At 72.1% G+C, this 18,838-nt stretch carries 15 protein-coding genes; 10 read left to right on the top strand and 5 right to left on the bottom strand.

Annotated features, from left to right (window positions below):
• Together FRCN3DRAFT_RS48395 and FRCN3DRAFT_RS48390 are read right to left on the bottom strand one after the other, a co-directional pair.
• A partial coding sequence (locus FRCN3DRAFT_RS48395) for a hypothetical protein (protein WP_051467458.1) occupies nucleotides 1-1,153 on the bottom strand: 1,153 nt, incomplete at its 3' end.
• A gap of 82 nt (nucleotides 1,154-1,235) precedes the next feature.
• Nucleotides 1,236-2,279, bottom strand: a complete 1,044-nt coding sequence (locus FRCN3DRAFT_RS48390) for a lysophospholipid acyltransferase family protein (RefSeq protein ID WP_007517896.1) — start codon at nucleotides 2,277-2,279, stop codon at nucleotides 1,236-1,238.
• Between the two features lie 589 nt (nucleotides 2,280-2,868).
• Between FRCN3DRAFT_RS48390 and FRCN3DRAFT_RS0238690 the strand changes: the two genes are divergently transcribed.
• The 5 genes from FRCN3DRAFT_RS0238690 to FRCN3DRAFT_RS0238670 all read left to right on the top strand — a co-directional run bounded on the left by FRCN3DRAFT_RS0238690 (nucleotide 2,869) and on the right by FRCN3DRAFT_RS0238670 (nucleotide 8,022).
• Complete coding sequence (locus FRCN3DRAFT_RS0238690) at nucleotides 2,869-3,732, top strand: alpha/beta hydrolase (RefSeq protein ID WP_007517894.1); 864 nt, start codon at nucleotides 2,869-2,871, stop codon at nucleotides 3,730-3,732.
• 5 nt (nucleotides 3,733-3,737) lie between these two features.
• Nucleotides 3,738-4,421: a hypothetical protein gene (locus FRCN3DRAFT_RS50340; protein WP_007517892.1), complete on the top strand. Its 684-nt coding sequence runs from the start codon at nucleotides 3,738-3,740 to the stop codon at nucleotides 4,419-4,421.
• A 382-nt stretch (nucleotides 4,422-4,803) separates the two neighbouring features.
• Nucleotides 4,804-6,081, top strand: coding sequence for an ornithine cyclodeaminase family domain (locus FRCN3DRAFT_RS0238680; RefSeq protein WP_007517890.1), 1,278 nt, complete (start codon nucleotides 4,804-4,806; stop codon nucleotides 6,079-6,081).
• 180 nt (nucleotides 6,082-6,261) lie between these two features.
• Entirely contained in the window at nucleotides 6,262-6,783 is a 522-nt protein-coding gene (locus FRCN3DRAFT_RS0238675; RefSeq protein WP_007517888.1) for a polyadenylate-specific 3'-exoribonuclease AS, read from the top strand.
• 210 nt (nucleotides 6,784-6,993) lie between these two features.
• Nucleotides 6,994-8,022 carry a 6-phosphofructokinase gene (locus tag FRCN3DRAFT_RS0238670; RefSeq protein ID WP_027141329.1) on the top strand — a complete coding sequence of 343 codons (1,029 nt, stop codon included), beginning with the start codon at nucleotides 6,994-6,996 and terminating at the stop codon, nucleotides 8,020-8,022.
• A gap of 134 nt (nucleotides 8,023-8,156) precedes the next feature.
• On the opposite strand, the gene FRCN3DRAFT_RS0238665 is transcribed toward FRCN3DRAFT_RS0238670, so the two are convergent.
• The gene (locus FRCN3DRAFT_RS0238665; protein WP_106410603.1) at nucleotides 8,157-8,861 is read right to left on the bottom strand and encodes a GntR family transcriptional regulator; all 705 of its coding nucleotides are present in this window, start codon (nucleotides 8,859-8,861) and stop codon (nucleotides 8,157-8,159) included.
• Nucleotides 8,862-9,073: 212 nt separating this feature from the next.
• Here FRCN3DRAFT_RS0238665 and FRCN3DRAFT_RS0238660 point away from each other — a divergent pair, with 212 nt between their 5' ends.
• The 5 genes from FRCN3DRAFT_RS0238660 (at nucleotide 9,074) to FRCN3DRAFT_RS0238640 (ending at nucleotide 14,945) form a co-directional block, all read left to right on the top strand.
• The gene (locus FRCN3DRAFT_RS0238660; RefSeq protein ID WP_027141327.1) at nucleotides 9,074-10,168 is read left to right on the top strand and encodes a TauD/TfdA family dioxygenase; all 1,095 of its coding nucleotides are present in this window, start codon (nucleotides 9,074-9,076) and stop codon (nucleotides 10,166-10,168) included.
• Nucleotide 10,169: 1 nt separating this feature from the next.
• A complete protein-coding gene (locus FRCN3DRAFT_RS0238655; protein WP_007517880.1) occupies nucleotides 10,170-11,006 on the top strand; it encodes an ABC transporter ATP-binding protein in 837 nt (278 codons plus the stop codon).
• 53 nt (nucleotides 11,007-11,059) lie between these two features.
• Nucleotides 11,060-12,028: an ABC transporter permease gene (locus tag FRCN3DRAFT_RS0238650; protein ID WP_131803498.1), complete on the top strand. Its 969-nt coding sequence runs from the start codon at nucleotides 11,060-11,062 to the stop codon at nucleotides 12,026-12,028.
• A 186-nt stretch (nucleotides 12,029-12,214) separates the two neighbouring features.
• Nucleotides 12,215-13,360, top strand: coding sequence for an ABC transporter substrate-binding protein (locus FRCN3DRAFT_RS0238645; RefSeq protein ID WP_007517877.1), 1,146 nt, complete (start codon nucleotides 12,215-12,217; stop codon nucleotides 13,358-13,360).
• A 196-nt stretch (nucleotides 13,361-13,556) separates the two neighbouring features.
• Nucleotides 13,557-14,945 carry a class II 3-deoxy-7-phosphoheptulonate synthase gene (locus FRCN3DRAFT_RS0238640; protein WP_051467456.1) on the top strand — a complete coding sequence of 463 codons (1,389 nt, stop codon included), beginning with the start codon at nucleotides 13,557-13,559 and terminating at the stop codon, nucleotides 14,943-14,945.
• A gap of 587 nt (nucleotides 14,946-15,532) precedes the next feature.
• Here FRCN3DRAFT_RS0238640 and FRCN3DRAFT_RS0238635 read toward each other — a convergent pair.
• Entirely contained in the window at nucleotides 15,533-17,572 is a 2,040-nt protein-coding gene (locus FRCN3DRAFT_RS0238635) for a Stk1 family PASTA domain-containing Ser/Thr kinase (RefSeq protein ID WP_007517873.1), read from the bottom strand.
• A 15-nt stretch (nucleotides 17,573-17,587) separates the two neighbouring features.
• The gene (locus FRCN3DRAFT_RS0238630; protein WP_007517871.1) at nucleotides 17,588-18,643 is read right to left on the bottom strand and encodes a lytic transglycosylase; all 1,056 of its coding nucleotides are present in this window, start codon (nucleotides 18,641-18,643) and stop codon (nucleotides 17,588-17,590) included.
• Between the last annotated feature and the right edge of the window lie 195 nt (nucleotides 18,644-18,838).

Below are 18,838 nucleotides of genomic sequence, written 5' to 3'. Positions count from 1 at the left end.
GGGCCGGCGCCTGGCCGGACGGGGCCCGGGTGACCGTGAGCGAGACCGCCGTGGCGCCGGGTTCGGCGGCCAGGCACAGCAGCGCCGAACCAGGCCGGGAGAACACCTTCGCGCCGGTCACCTGGACCTGGTAGCCGGTCGGGTAGGCGGCGGCCGGCAGGCTGACCGCGGTGAGCAGTCCACCCGGCGCGGGCTTGCCGACGGGCAGCGTCGTGCCGTAGCGCAGGGTGAACGTGCCGGCGCCGTCGACGCCGAACTGGGAGACCTCACCCGCGACGGCGATCGGGTAAGGACGGGCGAGCGCCGCGGGGAGGGCGACGGGGCCGCCCGCGCCGCCGGCCCCGACCGGGTAGAACCAGCCGATCTGGTTGCCGTCGGCGGCGGCGGCGAACGCGGCGACGGCGCCGTCCCCGGTGCCGGCCGGGCCGGTCAGGTAGCCGGCCGGGTCGTTCACGGCGACCGTCGCCGTCGGGTCGAACGGCGCGGGCCGCTCGCGCCAGAGCAGGTGGAACGGGTCGGCGGCGACGACGGCGTTCGCCACGCCGGGGGCACGCGCGGACTCGGCGGCCGTGAGCTCGTACCCGACCAGACCGCCGGTGCCCCGAAACGCCGCGGCCAGGCGGCTGACCGCCGCCGTCAGCGTCGCCGCGGGCGCGGTCCCGCCACCGGCCGCTGGCACCACCCGCAGCACCACCCGGAAGCCCCGGTCGGTCAGAGTGCGGACGACGCCCGCCGCCTGCGCGAGGCCGGGGTCGCCCACGGTGGTGGCGGCGGCGCCTGGCCGTGAGTCGGGGAAGCCGCCCGCGGAGGTCAGCGCGACCGTCACGCCCACCGCGCTGAGACCGGCGCCGACCCAGGCATCCAGGTCGGATTCGCCCGGGGTCACCCCGGCGGTGAGCATCGGGCCGTGCGCCACCAGCACCCGGCCCTGGGCGTCGGTCAGGTACTGGTTGGTCCTGGTGACGGTCCCAGGCGGCGCGTGGGACGGCGTGGTGGGGGGCTGCGTCGCGGCGCCGGCGGCGAGCGCTCCCGTCGCCGCGGACAGCGGCGACGCCGGAGTCAGCGCGAACAGGACGCCGGCCAGGACCGCGCCGGCGGTGAGCCGGCGGGGGCCCTGCCCCGCTGCCCGACCCGGCCAGAAATATGCCCCCACGTCCTCTATCCTGCCGTGTGCGCCGTCTCGCGGTCTGGTGGGTCGCGGCGGGTCGGCCCGCGCGCCAGGATGGTCGCGAAGCTCAGCGCTGGAGCGGGTCGGGAGGCAGGTCGGCGGCGACGTCCGGCCCCTGCGGGCGCGGCGACGGCGGGATCTCCGTCGGCGGGTGCTCGGCGGCGGCGGTGTTCGCCAGCGCCGCCGCGGACGCCGGCGCCGCCGCGGCCCCGCTGAGCGGACTCGTGAGCTTGCCCGGCTTGGTGAACGTGCCTGCCCGGCCCGGCCTGAGTAGCTTCGCTGGCTTGGGCGTGCCGGCCAGCTTCGCCGGCTTGACCGGCTTGACCGGCTTGACCGGCTTGGCTGGCTTGACCGCGCCGTCGGGTGACGTCGTGCCGGTGCCGGTGCCGGTGCCGGTGCCGGTGCCGGTGGCCTCGGCCGTGGCGACCGCGCGGGCGGCCGCGAGATCGTCCTTGGCCTTCTGGGCATACATGTCGACGTACTCCTGGCCGGACAGCTGCATGAGCTCGTACATGATCTCGTCGGTGATCGAGCGCAGCACGAACCGGTCATCAGCCATGTCCTCGTAGCGGCTGAAGTCCAGCGGGCGGCCGATGCGCATCCCGACCCGGCGTATCCGCGGGATCGTGCGGCCCTGCGGCTGCACCTCGAAGGTCCCGAACATCGCCACCGGCACGACCAGGACCTTGGCTTCCAGGGCCATCCGGGCGACGCCGATCTTGCCGCGGTAGAGCCGGCCGTCCGGCGAGCGGGTGCCCTCGGGGTAGATGCCGAGCAGCTTGCCCTGCCCCAGGACGCGCACCCCGGAGCGCAGCGCGGCGTCGCTGGCCTTACCGCCGCTGCGGTCGATCGGCAGCTGCCCGACGCCGCTGAAGAACATCCGCTTCGCGGTGCCCTTCAACCCGCTGCCGGTGAAGTAGTCGATCTTCGCCAGGAACGTCACCCGCCGCGGAAGCATCAGCGGCAGAAAGATCGAGTCCAGGAAGGAGAGGTGGTTGCCGGCCAGAATCGCCGGCCCCTCCGCCGGCACGTTCTCCAGGCCCTCGATCCAGGGTCGGTAGAACGTGCGCAGGAACGGGGACAGGATGACCTTGAGCATCCAGTAGAACACGCCAGCTCCCTGCTCGGCCGCGCCGCGGCCACCTGCCCTCCCGGCGCCCGGACCCTGCGCCACGGTCCGTCCGCACCGTGGTTCCCGATATCGCGGTTCCCCACTCCCGAGGTTCCCCGCCACCGTCGTGCCTCGCGGTCAAGGTCGCCGACGGCGAGGTCTCCCGGCATCACGGTGCCACCGCCGCGCCGTGGCCGCGCCCGATGGTCGAATCGACCCTAGCCTTCCGCGGCGACGCCCGGGAGCAATCCCCGCCGCCGGCGCCGGCGCATCCAGCCCGCGGTCACCGCCGGTCCACCGCCGGGACACTCCCACGACCCGGTCAAAGCATCCGACGCCGGGCGTACCCGGTCTGATGGTGGCCGTGGTCTGGCCGGCGATGCCGTGCGAGCATTCCGATACTGGTGTGTTCCCGCCAGGCCTCCGGGGACGGTGGCCGCCGGAAGCGCGAAGGAAGAGCATCTTCGCACTTCCCTTGGCCCTCTGGTGTTTCTGGGGCAGGGGCTGCCGGAGGCGCGAAGGAAGAGCATCTTCGCACCTCCTTTGGCCCTCTAGGTGGACGACGCGTTGACGGGGGAAGGCGGATCAGATGGCTGGTGCCGGACGTACGACGGCGGCGTCCGCCGACGCGGCGGCGAGCTCCGGCCCGGTGCTGCCGGGCGCGGAGCCCTTCGAGCTGGGTGGAGGGGGTGACATCGGCGTGCTGCTGGTACACGGGTTCACCGGCACGCCCCAGAGCATGCGGCCGTGGGGGGAGTTCCTCGCCGCCGCCGGGCTGACGGTGCGCTGCCCGTTGCTGCCCGGGCATGGCACCCGCTGGCAGGACCTCGCGGTGACCGGCTGGCGTGACTGGTACGGCGCGGTCGACGAGGCCTTCGGCGACCTGCGCGCCCACTGCTCCCAGGTCTTCGTGATGGGCCTGTCGATGGGTGGCACGCTGGCGCTGCGGCTCGCCGAGGAGCGCGGCGCCGAGGTGGCGGGCGCGGTGACCGTCAACCCGAGCCTCGGCACCGACCGCTGGGACGCGAAGATCGCCCCACTGCTGGCCAAGGTCCGCCGGTCGGTCCCCGGGATCGCGAGCGACGTCAAGGCCGACGGGGTCGCCGAGATCGGCTACGACCGGGTCTCCGTGCGCGCCTTCGTGTCGCTGCGGGAACTGTGGAAGATCACCGTTCCGGACCTGCGGCGGATCGTGAGCCCGGTTCTGACGTTCCGCAGCGTCGTCGATCATGTGGTCGAACCCAGCTCCGGGAGACGGCTGCTCGCCGGGGTGACCTCGGCGCCGGTGACCGAGCGGCTGCTGCCCGACAGCTACCACGTCGCCACGCTCGACAACGACAAGGAGACGATCTTCCGGGGCAGCCTGGACTTCGTTCGTCAGCTCGTCGCCGTCCCGGCCCAGGGCGCGGGTGACGGCGTGGAGCCGGTCGTCGTGGCCGAGGGCGACGGCTGACGACCATGGCGGACAACCCCGGCCCGCGGCCGGCTGACGGCGACGCCGACCAACCGGCCGACGACGACGTCTTCGCCGAGCTGGTCTCCCACTTCGACGACGAGCCAGCGGAGCACACCTGGCCGGAGGCCGAGGATGTCACCCCCGGGTCGGATGCGCCGGGGGACGTCCGGTCGCCGTCCGGCTCCGCCCGGCTGGCCGGCGACGACGCCGCGGATGGCGGCGAGAACGGCGCTCCGCCCGACCCGGCGGGCGCCGCGCCGCCGGCGTCTGGTCTCGCCGACGGTGCCGGCGGGTGGCCGGGTGGGCGAAGCGGCCGTGACCTGCTCGACGACGCCGTCGGGCGCGGGCTGGTCGAGGGCGCCGGTGGGCGACGCGCGGATGACGCCGGCGGCGGCGGTGCCGCGTCGGGTGACGAGGACGACCTGCTGGACGAGGACGTGCACTATGTCCCGCCGCCACCGCCGAGGGCCGGCTGGGTCAGGCCCGCCACCGGGATCGCGCTCGGCGCGATCGCGCTCGGCGTGCTGATCCTGGTCGTCCCCGCGCTGGTCAGCCAGGCGACGGGCGGCGCGGGCGAGATCACCGGCGTGGCGCTCATCCTGGGCGGCGTCGGCGCGCTGGTCGCGCGGCTGGGTGAGCGTCCTCCCACCGACGACGACGGGCCGGACAACGGCGCCGTCCTCTGATTGGTTGGGCTCGAGCGGACGGCGCCACCGCGCTGCCCGCCTCGGTGCCCAAGCGTGGCGCGTCGGCCCGGCGTGCGTCACGCTGGGTGGATACCGCCCACGAGCGGGCGCCACCGCCCGCCGGGGCGGGTCATGGGCAGGGCGGGGGGATACCCGCCACACCGAGGGAAGAACCTCGCCTGGCGGGATGGCGCGCTCGGCGCCGTACCGGCATGATCGTCCGAAACGTGGCCGGCGAGCGAGCCGGCCGCCTGGGGGGCGGCTGGTCGACGGCGGGGTGGGGCGGACGGCGGGCCGGTGGTCGGGTGTTCGGCGCGGGCGGTGAGGGGCGGGCGGTCCAGGGCCGGGACCGCCGCCGAACTGGACAGGGAGGGACGGCGGCGTGCGTTTCTACGAGAAGGTCGAGGTCCACGGGCACCTGATGGACACGGGCGTGCTCGCCCGTGTGCTCGACGACGTGCTCGACTACGGCGGTGACTACGGGGTCGACCGGATAGACCTGGGCCGGACGCACGACGACGAGTCCCATGCGGTGATCACGGTCGGGGCGGACACCGAGGACCTGCTCATGCGGATCCTCATGCGCATCCAGGTTCACGGCGTCAACCGTGTCGACCCGGGCGAGGCCGTGCTGCGCCCGGCGGACCGCGACGGCGTGTTCCCCTCCGACTTCTACGCCACCACCAACCTGGAGACCGTCGTTCATCTGGACGGCCAGTGGGTGCCGGTCGAGCAGCCCGAGATGGACTGCGGCCTGGTCGTGTCCGGCGGCCGGGTCCGCACGGTGCCGGTCGCCGAGGTCCGCGCCGGGGACAAGATCGTGTGTGGGTCGTCCGGGGTGAAGGTCGTGCTGCCGATGACCGACCACTCCACCCATTCGGCCCGCTCCTACGGCACCTTCGGCGCGATGTCGCTGCCACCCGTCGGGTCCACCCAGCCGCAGGCGATGCTCGTCAGCGCGATCGCCCGCCAGATCCGCGAGGTCAAGGCCGAGAACCAGCAGGTGCTGTGGGTGCTCGGGCAGACGGCGATCAGCTCCGGGGCCGGCGGCGCGCTGGTCGCCCTCGTCGAGGCTGGTTACGTCGACGTGCTGTTCGCCGGCAACGCGCTGGCGACCCTCGACATCGAGCAGGCGCTCTACGGCCACCCGATCGGCATCGGCCCGCTGCGCAGCAAGCGCGTGCAGCGTGGCAACGAGCAGCACATCCGCGCGATCAACACGATCCGCCGGGCCGGCTCGGTGCGCGCCGCCGTCGAGCAGGGCGTGCTCGCCCAGGGCGTCATGCACGCGATGGTGAAGGCCAACAAGACGTTCGTGCTTGTCGGCTCGGTGCGCGACGACGGCCCGCTGCCGGACGTGCACACCGACGTGCTCAGCGGCCAGCGCGCGATGCGGGCCGCGCTGCGCGGCGTCGGCTTCACCATCATGATCGCGACCGCGCTGCACGCGGTCGCGACGGGCAACATCCTGCCGGCGTCGGTGCCGCTGGCCGCCGTCGACATGAACCCGGCGACCGTCGCCGCGCTGACCGACCGGGCGGCCTCGCAGGGCCTCGGCGTCGTGGCCGACACCGGCCTTTTCCTCGAGCATCTCGCGAAGGAGCTCGTGCCCGACTACCACTCGCCCCAGCCGCCCGCCACCTTCGCCGATGGCCGTTAGCGATCCTGGGGACAACGGCCTCCAGCTGTGCGAAAGAAGATCATTTTTGCATGCCCATTGGCCCTCTAGCGACCTCGGTCGTGACCGGCGCACGGGCCTTTCCCCCGTCTCCTCTCGTCGTGTCGGGCGTAACGGCGGCCCGCCCGACCGGAGGGGAGAGGGAACGGGTTCACTGGGGGAGTGAGTGGCGGCCGGTACTTCTACGACACCGAGTTCATCGAGCGGCTGGACGGCGGCCACTTCTGGCTCGACCTGGTCAGCATCGGGGTGGTGAGCGAGGACGGGGAGCGGGAGTTCTACGCGGTCTCCACCGAGTTCGATCCGACGAGGGCGGGACCGTGGGTGCGCCGCAACGTCCTCGATCAGCTGCCGTCCCCGTCAGCGTCGGCGTGGCGCTCGCGCGCCCGGATCCGCGACGACCTGCTCGCCTTCCTCACCGCAGACGGCGAGCCGGAGCTGTGGGCCTGGTACGGCGCCTATGACCACGTCGTGTTGTGCCAGCTCTTCGGGATGATGCCGGCCCTGCCGCGGCCGTTGCCACGGTTCACCCGTGACCTGCGGCAGCTGTGGGACGAGACAGGTCAGCCGCGGCTGCCCGCGCCGCCGGCCGACGCGCACGACGCGCTGGTCGACGCCCGCCACAACCTGGCCCGCTGGCGGGTGCTTGCTCCGCTGCGCTCCCATCGGGCGGCCGCCTCGTAGGAGAAGGCACCGCGACGCGAGTGCTGGTCGGGACGTCGATGTGGGCCGAAGGACACGGCCCGACCCGCCTTCTGCGGACGAGACCACTGCCGGCCGTGGATGTGATGCTGTCGACCAGGCGGTTGGCGGTATGTGGACCTTGTGATGGCCATCACCTCGTCTTACGCTCCGTCATCGATCGGCTTCGTCGACCGTTGGAGGACCAAGGCCGTGAAGATCGGTGTGCTGACGGGGGGCGGCGACTGCCCCGGGCTCAACGCGGTGATCCGCGCGATCGTGCGCAAGGGCATCGGGGTCTACGGGCATCACTTCGTCGGGTTCCGCGACGGGTGGCGCGGGCCGCTGGAGAACGACACCTGCGTGCTCGACATCCAGGCGGTGCGCGGGATCCTGCCGCGCGGCGGCACGATCCTCGGCTCCAGCCGGACCAACCCGTACAACATCGCGGGTGGGTCCGACCGGATCAAGGCGAACCTCGCGGAGCTGGGGGTCGACGCGCTCATCGCGATCGGCGGTGAGGACACTCTCGGCGTCGCGAGCCGTCTGTACGACGACGCCGGGGTACCGGTCGTGGGCGTGCCCAAGACGATCGACAACGACCTGGCCGCCACCGACTACACGTTCGGCTTCGACACCGCGGTCAACATCGCGATGGAGGCCATCGACCGGCTGCACACCACGGCGGAGAGTCATCACCGGGTGCTCATCGTCGAGGTGATGGGCCGGCACGCGGGCTGGATCGCGCTGCACAGCGGCATGGCCGGCGGTGCGAACGTGATCCTCATCCCGGAGCGACCGTTCGACATCGACAAGGTCTGTGCCTTCGTCGAGAGCCGGTTCGCCACCCACTACGCGCCGATCATCGTCGTCGCCGAGGGTGCCACTCCGCTCGCGGGGACGATGGTGGTCAAGGAGGGCGAGCTGGACTCCTTCGGCCATGTCCGGTTGCAGGGCATCTCCGGCCTGCTGGAGGCCGAGATCAGGGCGAGGACCGGCCACGAGTCGCGCGCGACCGTGCTCGGCCACGTCCAGCGCGGCGGCACCCCGACGGCGTTTGACCGGTGGCTGGCGACCCGGTTCGGCCTGCACGCGATCGATGCGGTCCACGACGGCGACTTCGGCGTCATGACCGCCCTGCGTGGCACCCGCATCGAGCTCGTCCCGCTGCGCGACGCCGTCGTCGAGCTCAAGACCGTCCCCGAGGAGCTCTACGCCGAGGCCGAGGTCTTCTTCGGCTGATGGCCCGCGAACGGGCGCCCGCCCGCTGGTCCCGCCGGTATACCGGCCGGACCGGCGGGCGGTGCACCCCCGATGCCGCGGTGTGCCGTCATGATCTTGCTGGTGGTGGCTGGTGCTGGTGGTGGCCGGTGAGGTCAGCCGGGCAGCAAGATGCCCTTGAGAACCTCCAGGGTCGGCTCCCGCCCGCCCTCGATATGCGCGTAGGCCAGTGCCGCGGCGAGGTCGGCGTTGCCGGAGCAGATGGCCTCGCGAAGGTCGTGATGCTCGCGGCACGCGACGCGCGGGTCGGGGTGCGCGGACAGCCGCGAGATCCAGCGAGCACGCCCGGAAACCGGGCGCATGAGGGCTGACAGCAGCGAGTTCTCGGCGAGCTCGATGATCGCCTCGTGGATGTCGGCATTCGTCGCGATGATCGCCGCGAAGTCGCCGCTCGCGAGCGCGTCGTCGGCCGCGTCGACCGCCGCGACCAGGGCCGCCGGCGACGCGCCGGCGGCCACGCGCTGGGCGGCGAGCCGCGTGCCGTAGACGTCGACGCCCAGCCGGACGGCGTACAACTCCTCGATGTCGCGCATCGTCAGCTCCGCGACCGTCGCCCCGCGCCGGGGCGACGTGGTGATGAAGCCGTCCGACTGGAGGCGGGGCAGCGCCTCCCGTACAGGTATGCGGGACACGCCGAGAGCGTCGGCGATCTCCCGCTCCCGCAGGCGTGATCCCTGCGCGTACGTGCCGGCGATGATGCGATCGCGGATCTCCCGGTAGACCTTGTCCGCCAGCGATTCCGTGGGCCAGGGGACGTCCTCGCCCACGTGCTGGTCGGTCACCGCTTGCTCGTCGTCCATACCGTGCGCATCTCCGCGATCATCCTCAGGTTCGAACCGCCGCTCCCATTCTGGCATACCAGTGTTGCTCCAGCGGAGTCGCCATGATCGGCCCGAGCGCGTCTTTTACCGCACCGAAACGGGTGGGCAAGCGGGCCGTCATCAAGGGTGTCTTCACTTGGCATACCAACTTGGCATACCAGGTTGGTATGCCAAGTTTCGCAGGGGGCTCGATGACGGTTGCGGCTCCATTCGACGCGACCCGCAGCGCCGGGTTGCCGAAGGTCGCCGCGTACATCGCGACGATCGAGGACCCAGCCTGCTGGGACGCGGCCGCCCTCCAAGCGCGCCGCGACAGCTGGGAACTCACGCTGACCGATGGCGAGGCGGACCAGCTGCGCGAGGCGGTGCGCGTGGCCAGCGCCGCGACCGGTGACTGGCGGGCCAACCCGTATCCAGGTGTCTGGCTCGCCGTGACCGAGGGCCTGGACGCGTTCTTCCAGCGCTGCGAGAGCTCGCTAGAAGGAGGCGTCGGCATCGCGCGGCTGCGCAACCTGCCGGTGAGCCGCGATGACGCCGACCTCGCCTACAACGAGAACCTGCTCTGGGCCATCGGCAGTCGCCTCGGTCGGCCCGTCAACCAGATGGGCGGCGGCACGATCCTGGCCCACCTGCGGGACCTGCGCGACCCCCGGCGAGGCCGCGACACGAAGCCCGAGGACACCAACGACCCGTTGCGCCACCACACCGACGGATCGGACCTGCTGGCCCTGATGTGCGTGCGCCAGGCCGTCACAGGCGGCAACTCGTTCATCTCCAGCTCGGCTCGTACCGTCCGGGAGATCGCGCGGCGCGAGCCGGAGCTGCTCGTGCCGCTGCTGGAGGACTACTTCGCGTTCGACCGCAACGAGGAGCAGCCCGAGGGTGAAGACCCGTTCTACCTCACCCGGCTCTGTGTGATCATCGGAAGGTCGATCAGCACCCGCTACTCGCGAGAGATGATCGAGGGGGCACAGACCGCGCCCGGGGTGCCAATGCTCACGGCGCGGCAGCGCCGCCTGATGGACGTCTTCGACGAGATCTCCGCGGAGGGCGGGGCGGAGGTCGACTTCACCTCCGGCGATCTCATGGTCGTCAACAACTACAGCGTGCTGCACGGCCGGTCCCGGTTCCACGACGCGGACGACCCCGCCCAGCGGCGGCTGCTGCTGCGACTCTGGATCGCCATGCACCACGCCCGGCCGCTGCCGTTCGACTGGGACCGGGGAGTCAACACCGACGGCCTCGGCCGCGGCGGCGTGCCGCTGAAGCACGCCGGGGTGAGCTGACATGAGCCGCGTACCGGGCCCGCTGGACACCGGCCCGCCGGCTGCGGGCTCGACGGCCGCGCCCGCGGGACGCCTGGAGCTGAGCTCGCTGCACGTCCGGCTCGGCGGGCGGACGATCCTGGCCGACATCGACCTGGCCGTGGAGCCACACGAGTTCGTCGCGCTGGTCGGCCCGTCCGGCTGCGGCAAGACCACGTTGCTCGGCGCCGTGGCGGGATTCGTCCGGCCGGAGCGCGGCGAGGTCCGGTACGACGGCCGGGCCGTCACCGGGACCGGGCCGGAGCGCGCGATGGTATTCCAGGACGACGCGGTCTTCCCGTGGATGCGCGTCCGGACGAATGTCGCATACGGCCTCAAGGTCCGCGGCGTGCCACGCCGGCAGCGGGAGCGACTGGTCGACGAGGCACTGGGCCTGGTCGGACTGCGGGCCAGCGCCGGTCTGTGGCCGCGGCAGCTGTCCGGTGGCATGCGCAAACGGGTCGACATTGCCCGCGCGCTCGCCGTCGACCCGCCGGTGCTGCTCATGGACGAGCCCTACGGCGCGCTCGACATGATGACCAAGCAGCGGTTGCAGACCGAGTTCGACGAGATCTTCGAGCGGTCGCGGATGACGGTCCTGTTCGTCACCCATGACCTTGAGGAGGCGATCTACGTGTCCGACCGGGTGGTCGTGCTCGCCCCCCATCCGGGCCGGGTCGCCGACACGCTGGCGATACCACTGCCGCGGCCGCGCCCCCCGGAGCTGAAGCTGACGCCCGCCTTCCAGGAGCTGCGCCGAGTGCTCGGGCAGCTCGTCGAGGCCGCGGAAGCGGCGGCCAACGAGACGGGTGCGCCGTGACGGTACCCACTGCCTCAGCAGCTCCGGCTCAGGCTCAGGTGACGGCCGCGGCCGTGACCGCGGCGGCGACGACGGCTCCGGCGGCGGCATCGGCCGGGCCGCCGGCCGCCACGGCCGCCACGGCCCTGCCGGTCACGGAGGCGCGGCGGACCGCGCCGACGCTCGCCGCGGCGGATGCGTCGCGACCAGCCGGCGCCGAGGTCGCCGCGTCGCGGATCGGGCGAGCCGCGCGCCGGCTGGCTCGCCGCGTCGCCATCCGCTCGCTGGTCCCCGCGCTGCTCGTCGCGGCCTGGTGCGCGGTCTCCTACGGCGGGCTCGTCCGCGCGATCTATCTACCGACGCCGTCGGCCCTGTGGTCCGCGTTCGTCGACATGCGGGCCGCCCTGCCCGGGGCACTTGTCACCAGCGTCGGGATGACGCTCACCGGATATGGCCTGGGGCTTGTGCTGGGCGTCGGCATGGGCCTCGTGTTCGCGTACTCACGGATGTTGCGTGACCTGTTCGGCGGTGTCCTCGACTTCATCCGGCCGGCGCCGGTGTTCGCCCTGATCCCGCTGTTTCTCCTGTGGTTCGGAATAGGCCGAGGGCCGCAGATCGCGCTGATCACGATGGGGACGAGTGTTGTGCTGAGCGTGACGACGCTCGACGCCGTGCGCAATGTCAGCCCCACGCATATCCGCGCCGCCGCGACCATGGGAGCGTCCCGCCGGGCCATCTACCGCACGATCGTGGTGCCGAGCATCTTCCCGCACCTGCTCGGCGCGGTGCGTTTCTCGGCGGTGGCGGCCTGGGGCCTCGACGTCGCGGCCGAGCTGATCGGGTCCCAGAACGGCCTGGGCTACCTGATGATGACGCGCGAGCAGTACATCGACACCGCCGGCATCCTGGTCGTCGTCGTCCTCTATGGGCTGCTCGCCACCGTCCTCGACCGCGTCATCGTGCTCGTGGAACGGCCACTCACCGGCTGGACCACCCGGGAACAGCAGTCCGCCGCCGCGGACGCGGCCTTCCGCGGGAACTAGGAAACCCGCGGCCAACCAGCCGGCGGGACATCGCGCCGGCCCGTGGCGTACGACCGCGCCCTCGATAGGTCCGCACGGCTCACGCCGCCGCCGCGGCGCCGAGTTCCACCCTGCCCCCAGCCTGCCCCAGGGCGGCTCTCTCCTGCCCAAAACAGACCGAAAAAGTAGGAAAGAAAAGGAGAAAAAATGTCAAGAAGACCGTGGCGCCCGCGTAGGGGAGCCGTCGCCGTCGCCGCCCTCCTGGCCGTGGCTCTCGGGGCCTGCTCGTCGTCGTCATCCGATGACTCGTCCGGGCCGGGCCTGACGACCGTCAAGGTCGGCATCGGCCCGTTCCTCGACAACCAGACGCTCCCGCTCGCGCAGCAGCTGGGCTTCGCCACCGAGCAGGGCATCAGGTTCGACTTCAAGACGCTGCCGTCCAACGACGCCATCTACCAGGCCATCCAGACCGGCCAGCTGGATGTGGGAGCGGGCACGATCCGCGGCCTGGTGCCGCTGGCGAAGACCGCGCCGACACTGCGCAACTACATCATTCGCGACCAGTTCCTCGGCTTCTTCCTCGTCGGGCGGACGGAGGACGGCCCGCCGGTGTACTCCGATCTCGTCGCGGGGGGCTCCACGCCCGAAGCGGCGAAGACGGCGGTCCTGAAGTCGTGGGTCGGCAAGACCTTCGACATCGTCGGCTCGCAGAACCTCGCGCCGATCGCGGCCGGCCTGCAGGCGGCGGGCATCGACCCGACGTCGATCAAGGTCAACAACTTCGCCGACGACGCCAAGGCCGCGGCCGCCTTCCAGAGCGGGGAGGGCGACTACTACACCGGCAGCCTGCCGATCCAGAGCGCGCTGCTGCTGGACCACCCGAAGGACTACGTGAACGTTGGCGGCTACGAGGTGCTCGGCCCGGCCGGCCTCGCCTACGACACCTGGACGACCAGCCAGTCCTGGCTGGACAAGAACCCTGAGCTGGCGCTCAAGGTCCTCGCCATCGTCCTGAAGACCTCCCGGTACATCGACGGCAACCTCGACAGCGCGGCGCCCAAGCTCACCGATCTGGTGAACACCGCCTCGTCCGGGAGCCTGCCGGTGGACCAGGTGAAGCTCCTCGCCACCCAGTTCACGGACTTCCTGACGCCGGAGGACCTGACCTCGAAGGTGTTCGCGGCGGCCAGCCCGTTCTACTGGCGCAACGAGGTCACGCTCGACATCGAGCAGAGCTCGCCGGCACCGCCCGCCGGCTACGACCCCGCCGAGGTGGCGAACGCCGAGGAGTGGTTCCAGAAGCTGCGGGCCAACAGCGCGCTCATGACCTGGGTCAACGGCCCGTTGAACTAGTGCGGTCGCCGGGGCGGGCAGGCAGCGCCCACCCCGGCGACCGCCCACCAGGGCGGTTGGGATGGCGGCTCGCCCGCGTCGAGCGCCCCTCGACGCGGGCGAGCCGGCGTGTCATGTCACTGTGTGCCACCGCACGATCGGCCCGCGGGAAACTGGAGTGAAACGTTCGGTCGACTGCCCGTACCCTGGTTGGGTGATGGACCTCGGACCTGATGGCGGGCAGACGGAACTCGAGCGGCCGCGACCGGAACTGGACTTCTGGCGGACCCTGTCGGCCAAGCAGCAGCCCTCCTGGCCGGACCAGGGCGAGCTGCGGGCCGCCTATGCCGAGCTCGCCACGCTGCCGCCGCTGGTGACGGCTCCCGAGGTCCGCTCGCTCACCGAGCGGCTCGCGGACGTCGCCCGCGGGGAGGCGTTTCTGCTCCAGGGCGGTGACTGCGCGGAGACGTTCGCCGCGAACACCGCCAACAAGATCCGCGACAAGGTGAAGACGCTGCTGCAGATGGCGGTCGTGCTCACCTATGGTGCCAGCACGCCGGTGGTGAAGGTCGCCAGGATCGCCGGCCAGTACGCCAAGCCGCGTTCGACGGACATCGAGACGTCCACCGGCCTGCCGTCCTACCGCGGCGACGCGGTCAACCGCATCGAGTCGACGCCCGAGGGCCGCCGGCCGGACCCGGCCCGGATGGTCTCCGCCTACCACCACAGTGCCGCCGCGCTGAACCTGATCCGCGCGTTCGCGACCGGCGGGTTCTCGAGCCTGTCCCAGGTCCACGAGTGGAACAAGGCGTTCGTGCGCGACTCGGCCGCCGGCCGCCGCTACGAGCTGATGGCCACCGACATCGAGCGGGCGCTCGCGTTCATGGCCGCCTGCGGCATCGACCTCGACCGCACCGCCGAGCTCGGCGGCGTCGAGCTGTACACCAGCCACGAGGGCCTGCTGCTGGAGTACGAACGGGCGCTGACGCGGGTCGAGGAGGCGACGGACGCGGTCTACGACCTGTCCGCCCACATGATCTGGATCGGCGAGCGCACCCGTGACCTCGACGGCGCGCACATGGACTTCCTGTCCAGGGTCGGCAACCCGATCGGCTGCAAGGTCGGTCCCAAGGCGAGCCCCGACGAGGTCCTCGCGATCGTCGAGCGGCTCAACCCCGACCACATCCCCGGCCGGCTCATCCTGATCTCCCGGATGGGCGCCGGCAAGATCCGCGACGCGCTGCCGCCGGTCATCGAGAAGGTCAACGGCGCCGGCCACCCGGTGGTCTGGGCCTGTGACCCGATGCACGGCAACACCCGCGACGTGAGCGGCGTGAAGACCCGCCACTTCGACGACGTGCTCGACGAGGTGCTCGGCTTCTTCGAGGTCCACCAGCAGCTCGGCACCCACCCCGGTGGCCTGCACATCGAGCTGACCGGCGACGACGTCACCGAGTGCCTCGGCGGCGGCCAGAAGATCGGCGAGGCCGACCTCGGCGGCCGCTACGAGACGGCCTGCGACCCGCGCCTGAACACCAGCCAGGCTCTGGAGCTCGCCTTCCTCGTCGCCGAGATGCTCCAGGCCGCCCGCTCCCGCCGCCGCTGAGTCTCTGGTTCGCTCCGTCCAGGCACGGCCCTCCGGCAGCCCGCTCGCCTGGCGGCTCGCGGGCTACCTCCGGGCCGTGTCCTCCTCCGCGAACGGGCGCTGCGGCGACCTCGCTGCGGCCTCCCTACTTCGCTTCGCTCGTAGGGAAGCCTCCGCGAGGCGCGCCTCCGCGCCAGCTCGGTTGCGTGACGCTTGCACGGTTCGACCATGGCCAACCCCCGGGGCCACGTCGCTTCGCTCGTGGGGTGGCCTTCGTGCCTTGTCGGTACGAAACCCGCGACCAGCACAGGTCCGGACGTTCCACGAGCGAAGCGACGTGGCCCTACCGAGACAGCGGTTTCGGGTAGGTGACGTTCAGCGGTAGGCGACCGTGCGGGCGCGGAGGCGCGCCTCGCGGAGGCCCGGCCCACGAGCGAAGCGAGGTGGGTCGGGCCGCAGCGAGGTCGCCGGAGCGCCCGTGAGCGCAGGAGGACGGCGCGCGGAGGTCCCGTGGGAGCGACGGGGTCCCTGCGGAATCGGCGAAGCCGATTTCGGAGGTCGTGAGTACGGGGCCGGAGCGCGCCGCCCGCACGGAGCGAACCAGCAACTCAGCCCAGTACGACGTGGATGGTCGTGCCCTGCTCGACTCGGGTGCCGGCGGGTGGGTTGGTCGACTTGACCTTCCTCCCGAAGAACCAGTTCTGGAAGTCGGCCTGGAGCCCGGCCTCCTGGAGGATCGACTGCGCCTGGTCGGCCGACTTCCCTCTGAGGTTCGGGACCGTGACCATGACGCCAGAGCCGTCGCCGCCACCGTCGACGGCCGAGACGAACAGCGTGATGGTGCCGCCTGGGTTGACCTGCTGACCTGGGTCCGGTGAGGTACGCGCGACCTTGTCCTTGTCGAACGCGCCGCTGGTGTCGATGTCCTTCTGGACGGTGAACCCGAGCGCTTCCAACTCGGCCTTCGCGTCGTCGTAGGACTTGCCGACGAGGTCGTCGGGGACGGTCCGGGCGGCCGGGCCGCTGCTGACCAGCAGGGTGACCTGGGTGCCGGGATCGACCTTGGTGCCCGCCGCCGGGTCAGTCCCGATGATCTTGTTCTTGTCGACGTCGTCGCTGGGCTGTTGCCGCAGGCCGGCGAACCCGAGGTTCGTCGACTGGAGCTCGGCCTGCGCGTCCGCCTGCGACTTGCCCTTCAGGTCGGGGATGGAGATCTGCTCGGGCCCGAGCGACAGGATGATCGTGACGGTGTCGCCGGGGTCGACCTTGGTGCTGCCGTTGGGCGAGTAGTCGGCGACCTTGTCTTTGGGGATGGTCGAGCTGTGGACGGGCGATCCGTAGGTCCACTTCAGGCCGTCGGACCTCAGCTCGGCCTCGGCGTCCGCCTTGGTCAGCCCCGTCAGCAGAGGTACCTCGGTGCCGCCACCGCCGCCCACCATCGCCTTGATTCCGACGATCAGGAGGATCAGCACGACCACCACGGCAAGCACCGCGTACGCCCACGCCGGCGGGCGGAAGCCCCCGGCGCCGCGGTGGCCGGTCGGCTGGTTCCCGTAGCCGGGCGCGTCTCCTCGGCCGCCGGGGGCGGCGCGGTGGCCGCCGCCGCGCCCGGCCGGCTCGGGAGAGTAGGCCGGCGTGTCGAGGTAGCCGCCGAGCTCGTCCTCGCCGGGACGGTGCTCGACCCGGGTGGGCGTGTAACGGCCCGCCGGCGCCGGACTGGGCGGGTAGTCGGCCAGGTAGGGAGGCACCGCGGGCCCGGCCGAGCCTGGCCCGGCGGGGCCGGAGTCGGCGATCAGGGGCACCACGCGGCGTACCTCGTCGAGCAGCGCCACGCCGTCCGACGGGCGCTCGTCGGGCCGGCGGGCGGTGGCCCGCAGCACGAGGTGGTCGAGCTCGGGCTCGATGCCGCCCGCGATGGTCGACGGTGCGGGGATCTCGCTGTGGACCGACTGGTAGGCGACCGACATCGGGGTGGCGCCGGTGTGCGGCAGCTGGCCGGTGAGCATCTCGAACAGCACGACACCGGCCGCGTACACGTCGCTGCGATAGTCCGCGACGCCGTGGGTGACCTGCTCGGGCGCGAGATACCCGACGGTCCCCATGACCACGCCCTGGGTCAGCGCGGCCGTCGGCTGGCTGATGGGGCGGGCGAGGCCGAAGTCCGCGACCTTCACCTGGCCATCGTCACCTAGCAGGATGTTCTCCGGCTTGATGTCGCGGTGAATGATGCCGGCCAGGTGCGCGGCGGCCAGCGCCTCGGCGATGGCCTCCATGATGTCTATGGCCTCGTAGGGCGCGAGCCGCCCGTGTGTGCCCAGGTGCTGGCGCAACGACCTGCCGCGTACCAGCTCCATGACCAGGTAGTTCAGGACCCCGACCGGCGTCTGGGCCGCGCCCTGGTCCATGACCTGCACGACCCGCGGGGAGTTCAGCTTGGCGACTGCCCGGGCCTCCCGGTGGAACCGTGCGACGAAGTCCGGCTCGTGCATGAGGTTCGGATGCATCACCTTCAGGGCGACCATCCGGTCCAGCCGGTTGTCGTGCGCGATGTAGACACTCGCCATGCCGCCGACGGCCAGCCGCTCCTGCGCGGTGTACCGGCCGTCCAGCAGGCGACCGATGACGGGGTCCGCGACCGTGGCATCCACGCCGACAGTTTACGATTAGGGGGCTGCGGTGAAGTGCGCCCGCCTCGCGATCACCTTACCGACATACTCCTGGGTGTCCGGAAAGAAACCGTACCGTCGCACCGAGTCAAGGCCCTGGTAATAACTGCCGACCGTCGTAGGAACATCCCCCGACGTCTCTGCCAGCAGGAATCGCAGGAACGCCACCCCGCCCGCGATGTTGTCGGCCGGGTTCGACTGGTCGACCGGACGGTCGAGCACGGTGCTCAGCCAGCGCGCGGTGCGCGGCATCAGCTGCATGACACCGACCGCCCCGACCCGGCTGACGGCCGTCGGGTCGAACCCGCTCTCGACCGAGGCGATCGCCAGCGCGAGCGTCGGGTCGATCCCCTGGCGGGCCGCCTCCGCCCGGATCACCAGCTGGGTCTGGCCGATGGCGGAGAGGGCCGGCACCGGGCCCGCCGGTGCCGCGACGCCCGGCACGACCCCATCACCCGACGCACCGGGCAGGACGGGCGCGGAGGTGCTGGCCGAGAGGGTGATGGCGGGCGTGCCGACCTGACCCGGGTCGGGCGTGACCAGCAGGATCTGGCCGATCCGCAGGCCGTCGTCGGGGCCGAGCCCGTTGCGGGCCGCGAGATCGGCGACGCTCAGGCCCGCCCGGGCCGCCAGCACCGACAGCGACTCACCCGGCTGGACGACATACCCGCCCGGTGGCGGGGCCGGCTGACACGCCCCCGCCGGCGACCAGGACGCACAACCCCCGGCCATCCGCGGCTGGGCCGTCTCCGCCGCCCCGGAATGGGAACCCGGGAGGTAGAGCAGCTCTCCCGCCCGTAGCTCGTCGTCGGGCAGGCCGTTCACGGTCCTGATCCGCTCGACGGTGGTCCCGTGCCGGGCGGCCAGCGACCACAGCGAGTCTCCGGGGCTGACCTCATAGGGCCCCCACCCGCCAGCGGCCGCGCCGCCGGCGAGCGCGACGGCGAGCGCGGTGACCAGTAACCCGGCGCCTCGGACCGTGGCGGAGCTCGGCCGCTGGGCATGGGCGAGGCGGGCGGCGCGCGCCAGGGCAATCGGGCGTCGTGGTGGCATCCGGGCTTCCTCCGGCGTCGGTCGGCAAGGACCGACAGTGACGGACCATGCGCACAACAGCAAGATCATCCCTGTCTGGGGTGCGAGGTCCGCGTGGTACCGCTGCCTCGCCCGCTAGCCGCGTTCGGGCGAACGCGGGGCATACAATCCGGGCGGACCCGGGGAGCCCGCGTGAGGCGGGCTGAGAGGCCGACC

The sequence above is a fragment of the Pseudofrankia saprophytica genome, assembly GCF_000235425.2.
Lineage (GTDB): Bacteria > Actinomycetota > Actinomycetes > Frankiales > Frankiaceae > Pseudofrankia > Pseudofrankia saprophytica.
This window is presented reverse-complemented; position numbering and strand designations above follow the sequence as displayed.